General features: G+C 52.2%; 12 protein-coding genes and 1 tRNA gene. 7 read left to right on the forward strand and 6 right to left on the reverse strand.

Annotated features, from left to right (window positions below; translation table 11 throughout):
• The first annotated feature begins 92 nt into the window (after positions 1-92).
• Both AJE_RS11785 and AJE_RS11790 read left to right on the forward strand, forming a co-directional pair.
• The gene (locus AJE_RS11785; RefSeq protein ID WP_008951037.1) at positions 93-716 is read left to right on the forward strand and encodes a LysE family translocator; all 624 of its coding nucleotides are present in this window, start codon (positions 93-95) and stop codon (positions 714-716) included.
• A gap of 152 nt (positions 717-868) precedes the next feature.
• Complete coding sequence (locus AJE_RS11790) at positions 869-2,329, forward strand: aminoacyl-histidine dipeptidase (protein WP_008951038.1); 1,461 nt, start codon at positions 869-871, stop codon at positions 2,327-2,329.
• 62 nt (positions 2,330-2,391) lie between these two features.
• Here AJE_RS11790 and AJE_RS11795 read toward each other — a convergent pair whose 3' ends face one another.
• Positions 2,392-2,901, reverse strand: coding sequence for a lipocalin family protein (locus tag AJE_RS11795; protein WP_008951039.1), 510 nt, complete (start codon positions 2,899-2,901; stop codon positions 2,392-2,394).
• Between the two features lie 73 nt (positions 2,902-2,974).
• Here AJE_RS11795 and AJE_RS11800 point away from each other — a divergent pair, with 73 nt between their 5' ends.
• The 4 genes from AJE_RS11800 (at position 2,975) to AJE_RS11815 (ending at position 6,707) form a co-directional block, all read left to right on the forward strand.
• On the forward strand, positions 2,975-3,355 hold the full coding sequence (locus AJE_RS11800) for a DUF2237 family protein (protein ID WP_008951040.1): 381 nt from the start codon (positions 2,975-2,977) through the stop codon (positions 3,353-3,355).
• Positions 3,345-3,593, forward strand: coding sequence for a TIGR03643 family protein (locus tag AJE_RS11805; protein ID WP_008951041.1), 249 nt, complete (start codon positions 3,345-3,347; stop codon positions 3,591-3,593). The genes AJE_RS11800 and AJE_RS11805 overlap by 11 nt, the downstream gene beginning before the upstream one ends.
• An 82-nt stretch (positions 3,594-3,675) precedes the next feature.
• A complete protein-coding gene (locus AJE_RS11810; RefSeq protein ID WP_008951042.1) occupies positions 3,676-5,133 on the forward strand; it encodes an NAD-dependent succinate-semialdehyde dehydrogenase in 1,458 nt (485 codons plus the stop codon).
• A gap of 68 nt (positions 5,134-5,201) precedes the next feature.
• Entirely contained in the window at positions 5,202-6,707 is a 1,506-nt protein-coding gene (locus tag AJE_RS11815; RefSeq protein ID WP_008951043.1) for a sensor domain-containing diguanylate cyclase, read from the forward strand.
• Between the two features lies 1 nt (position 6,708).
• Here the strand turns inward: AJE_RS11815 and AJE_RS11820 are convergent, their stop codons facing one another.
• From AJE_RS11820 to AJE_RS17995, 3 genes are all read right to left on the reverse strand, one after another.
• Complete coding sequence (locus AJE_RS11820; RefSeq protein ID WP_008951044.1) at positions 6,709-8,787, reverse strand: S9 family peptidase; 2,079 nt, start codon at positions 8,785-8,787, stop codon at positions 6,709-6,711.
• 128 nt (positions 8,788-8,915) lie between these two features.
• Positions 8,916-9,224, reverse strand: coding sequence for a helix-turn-helix domain-containing protein (locus tag AJE_RS11825; protein WP_008951045.1), 309 nt, complete (start codon positions 9,222-9,224; stop codon positions 8,916-8,918).
• A gap of 3 nt (positions 9,225-9,227) precedes the next feature.
• Positions 9,228-9,650 (reverse strand): hypothetical protein, encoded by a 423-nt coding sequence (locus AJE_RS17995; RefSeq protein ID WP_138984233.1) that lies wholly within the window; start codon positions 9,648-9,650, stop codon positions 9,228-9,230.
• A 263-nt stretch (positions 9,651-9,913) separates the two neighbouring features.
• Between AJE_RS17995 and AJE_RS11835 the strand changes: the two genes are divergently transcribed.
• On the forward strand, positions 9,914-10,609 hold the full coding sequence (locus AJE_RS11835; protein WP_008951047.1) for a hypothetical protein: 696 nt from the start codon (positions 9,914-9,916) through the stop codon (positions 10,607-10,609).
• 424 nt (positions 10,610-11,033) lie between these two features.
• On the opposite strand, the gene AJE_RS11840 is transcribed toward AJE_RS11835, so the two are convergent.
• Together AJE_RS11840 and rpoD are read right to left on the reverse strand one after the other, a co-directional pair.
• Positions 11,034-11,110: transfer RNA gene (locus AJE_RS11840), tRNA-Ile, on the reverse strand.
• A gap of 307 nt (positions 11,111-11,417) precedes the next feature.
• Positions 11,418-13,268 carry an RNA polymerase sigma factor RpoD gene (gene rpoD, locus AJE_RS11845; protein WP_008951048.1) on the reverse strand — a complete coding sequence of 617 codons (1,851 nt, stop codon included), beginning with the start codon at positions 13,266-13,268 and terminating at the stop codon, positions 11,418-11,420.
• Positions 13,269-13,305 lie beyond the last annotated feature (37 nt).

Here is a 13,305-nt window from a genome sequence, read left to right on the forward strand (position 1 = left end):
TGCGGTTGACCAGGATAATCTAAAAGTTAGTTTAGCTATTGCTGCAATAAGTAGAAGTCGCCAGAATAAGCGGTGAGTCTACCGGGGTACTTATGGTTAATCTGACATTATTGGGCGCTTTTATTCCCACCTTTTTATTTGTTTCTGTGACGCCAGGCATGTGTATGACGCTGGCCATGACCTTGGGGATGAGTCAGGGCGTGCGTCGTACCTTCTGGATGATGTGGGGCGAGATGCTGGGCGTGGGTTTAGTTGCCATGGCGGCGGTATTGGGCGTAGCCGCTCTGATGCTGAAGTTTCCGGACCTGTTTCAGTGGTTTAAACTGCTTGGTGCCGCCTATCTAACTTATGTTGGCATCCAAATGTGGCGTGCCAAAGGCAAACTGGCGGTGCCGCAGCTGGGCACAGCGTCGGTGTTGCTACCGCGGCGAACCTTGTTTAGTCAGGGCTTTATTACCGCCGTGTCTAACCCCAAAGGCTGGGCCTTTCATATGGCGTTATTACCGCCCTTTATCGATAGTAAGCTGGCGTTTTGGCCGCAATTACTGGTGTTGGTGGCCATTATTTTGCTGCTGGAATTTGGCTCCATGCTGCTATATGCCAGTGGCGGCAAGGCGCTGGCGCTGTTTTTGACGAAAACCAACCGGCTACAGTATTTAAACCGCATTGGCGCCTGCCTGATGTTTGGCGTCGCTGTCTGGATGCTAGTGGGTTAAAGCCGTCAGTTGTAAGAAATAGCTGACGACTGTCTATCCCGCTTTACGTTATTAATCGCAGCCCGCGGGCGATTAGCCGGTGGCTTATGCGCCTGCGATACAGGTTGTGATAAAATCACGATAATTTCTCTGCCCCTACATCAGGAGTTGTTGTGACCGCGATTTCCAGTTTATACCCGCAGCCGCTATGGCAATGGTTCGCCCAAATCTGTGCTATTCCACATCCGTCCAAACACGAGCAGGCGCTTAGCCGGCATATTCAGGCCTGGGCCCGCGATAAAGGTTTAACCGTCGTGGAAGACAAGGTTGGCAACCTGATCATTAAAAAGCCGGCCACAGCGGGGATGGAAAACCGTAAAACCGTGGTGATCCAGGCGCATCTGGATATGGTGCCGCAAAAAAATGCCGATAAGGTACACGACTTTACTAAAGATCCTATTGATGCCTATGTCGATGGCGAATGGGTTACTGCCCGGGGTACCACGCTGGGTGCAGATAACGGTATTGGTATGGCGTCGGCGCTGGCGATTTTAGGTAGTGACGACATTAAACATGGTCCGTTGGAAGTGCTGTTAACGATCGACGAAGAAGCCGGTATGACCGGTGCTTTTGGCCTTGAAGCCGGCCTGCTGGACGCCGAGATCCTGATTAATACCGACTCGGAGCAGGAAGGCGAAATCTATATGGGCTGCGCCGGCGGTGTCGATGCCGAGTTTAGTATCCCCATGCAATGGCAACCGGTACCGGCTGGGCATCAGGCTTATCGCTTAAATCTGAGTGGTTTAAAAGGAGGCCACTCCGGGGTGAATATTCATTTAGGCCGCGGCAATGCGAATAAATTACTGGCGCGTTTTCTGGTTGAGCAGGCGGCAGCACTGGATCTGAAAGTCAGTGAAATCAGCGGTGGTTCATTGCGTAATGCGATTCCGCGCGAGGCCGGCGTGACCATTACCGTTGCAGCAGATAAAAAAGTCTTACTGGAAAATGCGGTGGCAGCCTTTGAAACCCTGATCCGTCAGGAGCTATCAGCGGTAGAGCCGGCGATTAAGTTTGCGGTCGCTGAGACCATTTTACCGGCCCAGGTGATGAATAATGCCAGCCAGCATAAGGTTTTACACCTGCTTAATGCCTGCCCGAACGGCGTTGTGCGGATGAGCGACGATATTGCCGGTGTGGTAGAAACGTCATTAAACCTGGGGGTCGTTACCACCACCGGCGATACCGTCCAGGTGGTTTGTTTAATCCGTTCGCTGATTGACTCCGGCCGCGAGCAGGTTGAGAGCACCCTGGCATCATTAGCGGCCCTGACTGGTGTTGCGGTGAAGTTCAGTGGTGCTTATCCGGGTTGGAAGCCCGATCCAGCTTCGCCGGTGATGGCGATTGTTAAAGATACCTATCAGGCAATCTATAACAAAGAGCCGGTGATTATGGTGATCCATGCCGGTTTGGAATGCGGTTTGTTTAAAAAACCGTACCCAGAGATGGATATGGTGTCGATTGGTCCAACTATCCGCTACCCACATGGTCCGGATGAGATGGTCAATATCGAAACTGTCGGTCAGTACTGGCAGTTGCTGCTGGCGGTTTTAGAGCGGATCCCGGCGAAAGCTTAATTTCATTTTTACAGTAACAATACGCCGGCATATGCAAAGCGCAGTGCCGGCGTTTTTTTGCGCTAGCGACAAGGCGCCAGCCAGATCAGCTGATCAAGGGCAATGCCAATGCGTTCGGCTTCGGCCAGATAGGGCGCACATTCTGCAGCGGATAACTGCAGCTTGCGGGCCAAAAGCCAGGCGTAATCGAGATTCGGACCGACCACCAGGGCTATCTGGTAATCTGGATCCAACTTGGCAATATTATAGCCGCCGTAAAAAGGCCCAAAGAATGATACCTTTAAGCGACCGGTATTGCTGTCAGCAACAAAGTAGGCTTTGCCGGTTGCACTTTTCCAACGTTGATTAGCGGCATCAAAGCCACGGTTTAGCACTGTCACACCGCCGTCCTGGCGCAGGCTATATTCGGCCGTTACCTGAGTTAGGCCGCGTTCAAAACGGTGATCGAGGCGGGCGATTTCATGCCAGGTACCCAGATAGCGCTCCAACTCAAAAGGGCTGACCGGCGTCACCTTTTCCGGCACACTGGTACAGCCCGCGAGTAATAACAATAACAGCCAATAAAAACGCATAAAAATTTTCCTGCCAGGCAATCGGTTAGCTCAGTTTATACGTTTAATCACCATTATGGTTTTTTGACTAACGATGATGGCATTCAATATTTTTGGACAAGAGCTTGCAGCGTGCTGCTTTGCACCGCGCACCGGTTTTTTTCGCGATGGCTTTTGCCGTACTAATCAGGCCGATTTGGGCAGCCATGTGCTGTGCGCTCAGGTGACCGCTGAATTTTTAGCTTTTACGCTGAGCCAAGGCAATGATTTAAGCACACCCAGACCAGAGTGGGATTTTCCGGGGTTAGTACCTGGTGACTTCTGGTGTTTGTGCGCACTGCGCTGGTTAGCCGCCGAGCAGGCTGGGGTGGCACCACTGTTAAAATTGTCTGCGTGTCATCAACGGGCGCTGGAGTTTGCACCGTTGGAGCTATATCAGCGTTATGCGGTAATGGAGGATGCCAATGACCTTTAATGATGAGCAGCGCTCGCGCATTATCGAAATGGCGTGGGAAGATCGTACCCCCTTTGAAGCGATTGAAAACCTATATGGCCTGAATGAGAGTGCGCTGATCCGTTTTATGCGTGCGGAGTTAAAGGCGAGTAGTTTCCGGCTATGGCGCGCCAGAGTCAGTGGCCGCAAAACCAAGCATCTGAAGTTGCGCAGCCCGGAGATTACCCGCGCTTATTGTCCTACCCAATATAAACGCTAACCTGATAACAAAGTTAGGTTTTATCTGTCTTAAGAGCATGTTTTAATAGCGGCAATTCCCTTGCTAAGCAGGAGTGCCGCCTATGTTAGCTCTCACCGATCCGGCGTTAGTTAAAACCCGCTCTTTTATCAATGGCCAGTGGCAAGCAGCAGGCCCCCATCGCTTTGCTGTGGTAAACCCGGCAAATGGTAAAACGTTGGCGCAGGTTGACGAAGCGACCCTGGCTGATGCCACTATGGCAGTTGAGGCAGCGGCGGCTGCGCAACCGGGCTGGGCCGCACTGGCCGCGGCAGAACGCGCCGCAGTGTTGATAGAATGGCAGCAACTGTTGTTGCAGCATGAGGCCGATCTGGCATTATTGCTGACGTTAGAGCAGGGGAAACCGCTGGCTGAGGCGCGGGCAGAAATTCGTTACGGCGCCTCTTACCTGGGCTGGTTTGCCGAAGAGGCGAAACGGCTCTATGGCGATATTATTCCGGCGCCTGCCTCCGATAAACAGATCCTGGTGCTACGGCAGGCCGTGGGAGTCGTCACGGCCATTACCCCCTGGAATTTCCCCAATGCCATGTTAATGCGCAAAGCGGCCGCGGCGTTAGCTGCGGGTTGCAGCTTTGTGGTAAAACCAGCAGCACAAACGCCACTCTCAGCATTAGCCTGCGCCGAGCTGGCGCAGCGGGCTGGCGTACCGGCCGGAATTTTTAATGTCTTGGTTGGCACTAACGCCCAGCAACTGGGCGAGGTGCTCACCACCCACCCACTGGTTAATAAATTTAGTTTTACCGGCTCTACTGCTGTCGGTAAAACCTTGTTAAAGCAATGTGCAGAGGGCGTAAAACGGGTCAGTATGGAGCTGGGTGGTAATGCTCCGTTTATCGTGTTTGCCAGTGCCGATCTGGAAGCCGCCGCCGAGGGGTTAATTGCCGCCAAGTTTCGTAATGCCGGCCAAACCTGTGTTTGCGCCAACAGGGTATTGGTTGAAGAGACGGTACTCGAGCGGTTTATGCAGATCCTGTTACCTAAGGTGCAAACCCTGAAAGTGGCGGCGGGTACCGAGCCAGGTAGCGCTATCGGACCCTTAATCGAGGCCAAAGCCGTGGCTAAGGTACAGCAGCTGCTGGATGACGCCCTCGACCAGGGCGCGACCTTGCTGCATGGTGGCAAGCCGCATCCGGCCGGCCCCTTGTTTTTCGAACCAACACTGCTAACCGGCGTTACGCCGCAGATGCAGCTATTTCAGCAGGAGATTTTTGGTCCGGTGCTGGCCATCACGAGCTTTAATACTGAACAGCAAGCCTTAGCCTTAGCTAATGCCAGCGATTATGGTCTGGCCGGCTATATCTATAGCCAACAGCTGGGTCAGGTATTCCGGCTGGCGCAGGCATTGCAAGTTGGCATGCTGGGTGTGAACGAAGGCATTATTTCTAATGCTGCCGCGCCTTTTGGCGGTATCAAACAATCGGGTTATGGCCGTGAGGGCTCGCGTTACGGGCTCGATGACTATACCCAGTTAAAATATGTCTATTTGGGCGGTTTGATTTAAGTTATTACAAGGGCGTGGCGCTCTACTACACTAATAACTAACCCGATTAGTAGCGACATGGGGTGTCAATGGACGCACAGTTAAAGCAGTTAGCCGGCTTTGTTGCCAGCGCTAATACCGTTGAAGAGTTAACCCGGCCGATATTACGGCTTATTCAGCAGTTAACTGGCCTGGAGTCGACCTACCTGACCAGTATTAATGTTGATGCTGGTATGCAGCGTGTTGAATATGTTTTAAATGCGGGTCAGCTACAGCTGACCGAAGGTCTGGAGGTGCCCTGGCACGATACACTCTGTAAAAGAGCGCTGCAAAGTGGCCGTTTTCTTACCAGTGATGTCGCCAACACCTGGCCGGACTCTGCTGCGGCCAAAGCATTAGGATTGCAAACTTACCTCAGCGTGCCGGTACTGGATACCCGCGGCGAGGTTTGCGGAACCCTATGTGGTGCCAGTTCGAAGCAGGTTCAGCTGGACAACCCGGATGACGTGTTGCAGGTGCTGCAACTGTGTGCCGAACTGGTGAGTGTGCAATGGACCCGCGATAAGTTACAGCACGCCGCTTTGGCCCGGGCCAGTGCTGCTGAGCGCGAGCTTGGTAAATTACGCCTGCTGGCTGCCGTTAGCGAAATTTGCGTTGCTGCACAATCCCTTAGCCTGGCGGTGATGCAAGTTGCCCAGGTGATGCAGCGAAGTGGAGAGTGGCAGCAATTGCTGCCCTTTGAAACGCCTCAGCAACAGTTAGTGCTGTTAGATCCGGCACAACAAGCACTGCAGCAAGCGCTGGCGCAGTGGCTTGCTACGCTGAGCGCAGAGGATCGTTGCCGCAATGTTGTTCCCCTCAACCCGGAGTTTCGCCCGCCTGAACTGTTAGATGCACCGGCTTATCTGATTAATATCTTTGTTGGGCAACAGCCGGTTGCCGGTTTGCTGGCCTTACAACTGGCGGATAGTGGCTGCTCTGAGCAATTATTAATTCTTTCCGGCATCAGTAATTCTTTATCCCTGCTGGCCGCCCGATTGGATGAGCACAGCATGTTACTGGATGCAAACCAGCAACTTACTTACCACGCCCGGCATGATGCCTTAACGGGTTTACCGAACCGTCGCTATCTACTGGAAGAGTTGGAACGGCTGATCGCCAGAGGTGTCCGGCAACAACTGGGTTTTTATCTGATCTTCGTCGATTTGGATAAATTTAAGCTGATTAACGACCAGTTTGGTCATGAAACCGGGGATGAGTTCTTACGGCAAATTGCCCAGCGTTTAGAGCAGGTTCTGCGCAAAGGGGATTTTGTCGCCCGTCAGGGAGGCGATGAGTTTGTGTTGCTGTGTCAGGCACCGGAGATTTCAACCGAGCAAAGTGAGCTGATTATTAATCGGATCCGGCAATGTTGCAGTGGGGTATTTTCGCTGGGTGACTTTAAGCTACTGTATCATGGCCCCAGTCTGGGAGCGGTAAGCTGGCATAGTGGTGATAGCCAGGATCTGGATTTGCTGCTTAGTCTAGCCGATGTGGCGATGTATCAGGATAAGCAGCGGCGCCGGGCAATGCCAGCGCCGCAGCTGTTAAGCTAGGCTAGTCTTTGCGATAGCGCTTAAACCAGGCCAGTGCATGCTCAATTTTGGCAATCATCCAGGATGGCCGGTTAGTCACGCCATGGCTGGCATCCGGTACCCGCACCATCACACTATCGATTTGTCGCAGCCGTAACGCCTGATAGTACTGTTCGGTATCGGCCATTGGCGTACGGCGGTCTTGCTCACCGGTAAAGAGCAGTACCGGCGTACTGACATTGGCAACCAGCGATAACGGCGAGCGTTGCCAGTAGTGCGCCTGCTGCTCCCAGGGCATACCGGGGAACTGATTGCGGATCTGACCGACATAGCTGTCGGCGGATAGCACCTTCGACGTCCAGTTCACCACCGGGTTTGTCGCTGCCGCGGCATTAAAGCGGTTGGTCAGGCCTACCGCGTAAAGGGTGCCGATCCCTCCGGCAGAGCCACCGGCAATAAAGAGGTTATTTTCGTCAATAAAGCCTTTGGCCAGCATGGCATCAACCCCCGACATATGATCCTGAAAATCATGCTCTGACGCGTAGTTGTAGTGCAGTAACATGGCAAAACGCTCACCATAGCTGGTGCTACCACGGTAGTTGTTATACAGCACCACATAGCCTGCTGCGGCATAGCGTTGCAGTTCAGCCGCAAACTGCGGACCATAGGCCAGATGTGGTCCACCATGAATTTCCAGGATCAGCGGATATTTTTTGCTGGGATCGAAATCAGGCGGCGTAATATACCAGGCCTGAATTTCTTCATTGCCAGCAGCAGAGGTATAACGCAGTTCTTGTACCTGGCCCAGCTTACGCTGCGATAATAAACCGCCATTTAGGTCTGTTAGCGTGCGGCTGCGGCCATTGCTAAAAACTGCGACTTCTGCCGGGCGCTGGCTGCTACCCTGGGTATAGGCGACAGTGCCGTTTGCGGCGACACTATACATGCCGCTCAGATAAGGCCGGCCCCAACTGGTGCCGCCTAAATCGGCCACCAGATCGGTCATCCGATCGCGGGTGCTAATTTGCGCAACCTTGGTTTGACCACGATCGGTGTACTGAAAGGTCAGCGTCGAATTATTCACCCAGCTTGGGCTTTCGACGCTGCGATCCAGTTCCGCTGCCAGCATCCGGATCTCGCCTGAGCGCAGATCCAGCAACTTCAGTTTGCTATTTACATAAGAGACCGCATCCGGACGGGTATAGGTAAAGGCCAGCGTTTTGCCATCGGGTGACAGGCTCGGCTCAGCTTCTTCCCCATCTAAACGGGTTAACTGATTAAGCTGCCGGCTTTGCACATCTACCTGATACAGATCGGCTTGCCGGCTTTGCAGCTCCCAATCCGGGTGGCGGTTGGCCGGGAAAATCAGCGCTTTGCTGTCTGCCGTCCAGGCCAGTGGCCCATTATGCTGGTAAGGGCCGCTGGTCAGTTGCTGTTCGACACCGCCTGACGCCGGAACCACAAAGACTTGTGCATAAGCTGAGCGCATTACGCCGCGGCCATCGGCCTGATAGTAGGTACGTTCAACCACTATTGGGCTGGCTGACCAGTTTGCGTTAGCCGGCTTGCGCGGTTGATAGACGCTTTTGGCAAAGTCGGTTGCCGGTGCGGCCACCTCAGCCAAAAACGCCAGTTGCTGTCCGTCCGGCGACCAGCTGAGCTGACTGGGCCGAACTTGTAGCTGGCTGATCGCCGCAGTTTTTTGTTCGTTTAACCAGTGTACCTGGATCTGGCTGCTGCCATCACGGTCTGACACAAAGGCAATACGGTTATTATCCGGTGCCCAGCGTGGCTGGCTATAGTTGAACTTGTCGGCAAACAACGGGTAATGGGCACCGGTTGCCAGATCCAGTAGCCATAAGCTGCTTTCAGTGCGGTCAGTCATAATATTATTCTGCTGGCGCACATAGACAATCCGTTTACCATCGGCGGAAATCTGCACATCGCTGGCACCAGCCAGACGGAAAATATCTTCGGCCTGCAGTGGCGTGAGCGCTGAAGTCGCTGCATTGTTACTGGTATTGGCGGCGGCTGGGCTAACTGCCAGGGCAGGAATGATGCTAAGGGCCGTCACCAGACTGGCCAGGGGGAACAGTTTCATAGAACCTCAATAGCAATGATAGTTGCCTGTACCTTACCTGTTCCGGCGCGCTCTGCCACTAAAAATCCGGCAAAGCTCATAAATTTCAGGACCATCGCAGGGCGGGCGCCCTGCGCTAGGTCAGTGGCTTAGGGTGTAAACTGCAACAGTAATACACCACCACACAAAACACCGGCCAGAAAGGTCACGGCAGGCACCCAGAGTGGTACGCCGCCGCGGGCATCTGCTGCCGGCTCGGCGCTGGTTTGCAGCGTTAATTGTTGTCGGTCTAACGCAAAGGCGGCGGCCAGGGCTTTACTGGTTTCCAGTGAAGCAATGCCATGCACCTCCACCCGCTGAATGGTTCTGAGGCTTAGGGCACAGATTTCGGCCAGTTGTTGCTGGGTCCAGCCTTTTTCTATTCTAAGCTGCCGGATAAGCTGTGGATTCAGTTGCATAGCTTACCCCTTAAACCAGATCGCTAGGCTGTAGCCAATCAGTGCACCGCAGGCACCGCCCAGTAAACCGAACATAAAATATACGCCAAGGCGCTGCCACAACGGCTGCTGTTGCCGTAGCTGTTTCAGGTGTGCCAGCATCCTGGCCAGATCCCATTCGTCACTATCAACGGCTTTGCCATCGACCGAAAACTCGATGTAGTAGGGCCCTTTAAAAATGCTGGCGACTTTAACCCGGATCTCGGCTTTCTTGCCATCAAGTTCAAACTGGTGAGTTGAGTGATAGCGAAAACTGCGTTTTTCCGATACCAGCTGTTCATCGACATAAACCTGTTCTTTGCCATTGCTCATTGAGCACATGACTTTAATGGTGTGGTCGCCATAGTCAAAAAAACTCAGGGTAGCGTCGGTTTGGTTAGTCATCATCTTTCTCCTCGGTTGGTCTACCCCTATTACAGCGTGCCGTACCTGACAAGCGTGACGACAATAGCCTGCCAGTCCGCCTACTGTCAGCTGACAGTAAGACGACAGTTTTAGCTTTTCAATACTTTATAGAAAAATGCTGAAACTTTGATCTGGATGCTGGCAAAGGCACCCTTGTCTGACTAGGCTTTGCTTGTCTGTACAAATTAGCAGCGGTTTCGCTGATATTTGCGGACCTGTTGCCAGCTCAACGCGGGAGAGTTCTGATGCGTAACCTTATCGCTTATTTACTGTTCAGTGCCTTGCTGTACGGCGCGCAGGCTATGGCTGCCGGGCAACTCTGGCTGGTAACACCACAAACGGCTACTGCGGTAGCCGCCGGGAAAGATAGCGCGTCACCGTTACCGTCAGCGCAGCAATTACAGGCCTTTCTCAGCCTCGATATCCGTAATCGGGCAGTCACCAGCTTTGATAGTCAGCTGTTGCAATTACAGGGTACTGGTATGCAGCCGGTGTTGGTAATGCAGTACTGTTTTGAGCAGCAAAGTTTTATTTTCCAGCCTGAATGGTTGGGGCCAACAGGCAATAATGATCTTTGGCTCAGCCCGACCTTACTGCAGCAGCTGGGCTTGCCACAGCAACGCTTGCCAATGCAGATCGATGACTTTACCGAGCAGTTTAGCGGGCAGGCCGATGAAAGTACCCAGATCCAATATCTGAGCCGGCAGATCACCGTCCGCGGCATAATCCCAAGCCGGCTGACTATACCCGGACCAGCTAACTTTGTGATCCGCAGTGATTGTAACCCGCCAACACAACAAGAGCGCAGCGTTATGCCGCCGCACTTTTTGTTATGGTGCGATTGCCCACAGGACGATTTAGCCCAGTCATTGCAGCAGTATTTAACAGGCTTATATCGCCAGGTTGGGGTGCAGGTTCGGTTTGGTGTGCAGCGGTTGTAGAGTAAAAATTAGGTTTGAGATTCGCCAAGTGGTTTTTTGTGCGTAAGCTCGCTGGACCAGGTGCTTTCGGAGTTAAGCGAGGCTATGTGAGGGAGCAATATGCTTGAAGCCGTTGCTATCGAAATTTATGTATAGCTTCTTCTATTTTTTATACATTTAGATTGCGTTATGTATAAGTTTTGCGTTTTTCTATCTGTATTTTTAATTTGCTTCGATAAGTCGACTAAAACTGATAGCGAATTGCCTGTTGCCAGAATCCTGATGAAGGTGAATTTAGCGGTCACATCGACGTGATAACGGTAATAAAAGCACTGCTAGACCTCAATGTGAGTATACGTTAGCCTGTAAAGCCATGACAAAGGGCGTGATAGCAAATTTATAAATCTTTTACACTATTGATTTTGATGGAGTAAATCAGGAGAGATGGTGGCCCCAGCTGGACTCGAACCAGCGACCGATCGATTATGAGTCGAGTGCTCTAACCAACTGAGCTATGGGGCCGTACAAACTAAACTTTTGACTTATGTGCTAACACATCCCTGATGATCGGCACTCAGCTCGGCCATCCACGGCCTCACGCTCAAGTCTTTCGAAGTGACGTTAAGTCACTTCTCATCACCTACGGTGACCGCCTTTCGCCTAAGCTATGGGGCCATGCAAACGCGAGGAAGTATAAAAACTTTTACTAACTTTGTCATCCGGCTTCTGACACTAACTTCAGTTGGTTGCTGCTTTTTTACGCTGAAAACGCTTAAAACACCAAAGGCGCTAAATAGCGCCTTTGGTTTCTAGCGAACAGTAATTGTAATTACTCGTCCAGGAAGCTTTTTAGTACTTCAGAGCGTGAAGGGTGGCGCAGCTTACGCAGGGCCTTGGCTTCAATTTGCCGGATCCGCTCACGCGTTACGTCAAACTGTTTGCCCACTTCTTCCAGGGTATGGTCGGTATTCATATCGATACCAAAACGCATCCGCAGTACCTTGGCCTCGCGTGCGGTTAAGCCTGCCAGTACTTCGTTAGTGGCGTTTTTCAGGCTTTCCATGGTCGCAGAGTCCAGTGGTGATTCACCGCTGGAATCTTCGATAAAGTCGCCCAGATGCGAATCTTCATCATCACCAATCGGCGTTTCCATTGAAATCGGCTCTTTGGCGATCTTCAGCACCTTGCGGATCTTATCTTCCGGCATTTGCATCCGTTCTGATAATTCCTCTGGTGACGGCTCACGACCCATCTCCTGCAGCATTTGCCGTGAAATACGGTTCAGCTTGTTGATGGTTTCAATCATATGCACCGGGATACGGATGGTCCGCGCCTGATCAGCGATAGAGCGGGTAATGGCCTGCCGGATCCACCAGGTTGCATAGGTTGAGAACTTATAGCCACGGCGGTATTCGAATTTATCTACCGCTTTCATCAAGCCGATATTGCCTTCCTGAATTAAGTCCAGGAACTGCAAGCCGCGGTTGGTGTACTTCTTGGCAATCGAGATCACCAGACGTAAGTTCGCCTCAACCATCTCTTTTTTCGCACGGCGGGCTTTGGCTTCACCAATCGACATCCGGCGGTTGATATCTTTAATTTTAAAGATACTAAGGCCAGTTTCTTCTTCGATCTTCTTCAGCTTTTCAATGCAGCGAATTAATTCGTCTTTGGCTTCCGCCAGTTTTGCTGAATAAGGTTTATTACCGCTGATTTCTGCATCAACCCAGGCCGTCGAAGTTTCGTGGCCGGTAAAGGCTTTAACGAAGTTTTTCTTCGGCATCTTGGCGTATTCAACGGCGTGTTTCATTACCAGCCGTTCCTGCACCCGCACCCGGTCCATCATCTCACGCATGTTTTTAACCAGGCGGTCGAATTGTTTAGGTACCAGGCGGAAGCAGCGGAATACTTCGCTCAGCTTTTCAATTTCGGTTTTAGTGGTGGCGTGCTCGCGGCCATTCTGCACGATAGAGTTACGGGTCACTTCGTACTGGGCACGCAGCTCGGCAAACTTCTGTTTTGCCAGCTCCGGATCCGGACCGCTATCACCGTCATCGCTATCGCCGTCGCTTTCTTCATCGCTGTCATCGTCACTGATGTCAGCATCTTCCTGATGCTCTTCCGGCAGATCCGAACCGATATTGCTGCCCATGACCGGGGCATCGTCCACTTCATTCGGATCAACGAAAGCAGACACGATATCGCTTAAGCGGATTTCTTCTGCTTCGTACTTGTCCCACTGTTCCAGCAGGTAAGTAATGGCTTCCGGATATTCGGCGACTGAGGTTTGCACCTGGTTGATACCGTCTTCGATCCGCTTGGCGATATCAATCTCGCCTTCGCGGGTCAGCAGTTCCACGGTACCCATTTCCCGCATATACATCCGTACCGGATCGGTAGTACGACCCAGCTCTTTGTCTACGCTAACCAGGGCCTGAGCGGCTTCTTCTACCGCGTCTTCATCGGCGGTGGCATCAGACATAATCAGATCATCAGCGTCTGGGGCACTTTCAAATACCTGAATGCCCATATCGTTGATCATGCGAATAATATCTTCGATCTGATCAGAGTCGATAATGTCTTGTGGAAGGTGATCGTTCACTTCGGCAAAGGTCAGATACCCTTGCTCTTTACCTTTCAGGATCAGGAGTTTTAACTGCGACTGAGGACTTTGCTCCATAGAGACTTATCTTCCACCAAAGTTGTTAATCTAAAAA

Source organism: Alishewanella jeotgali KCTC 22429 (genome assembly GCF_000245735.1).
In the GTDB taxonomy this organism is placed as follows: Bacteria; Pseudomonadota; Gammaproteobacteria; order Enterobacterales; family Alteromonadaceae; genus Alishewanella; species Alishewanella jeotgali.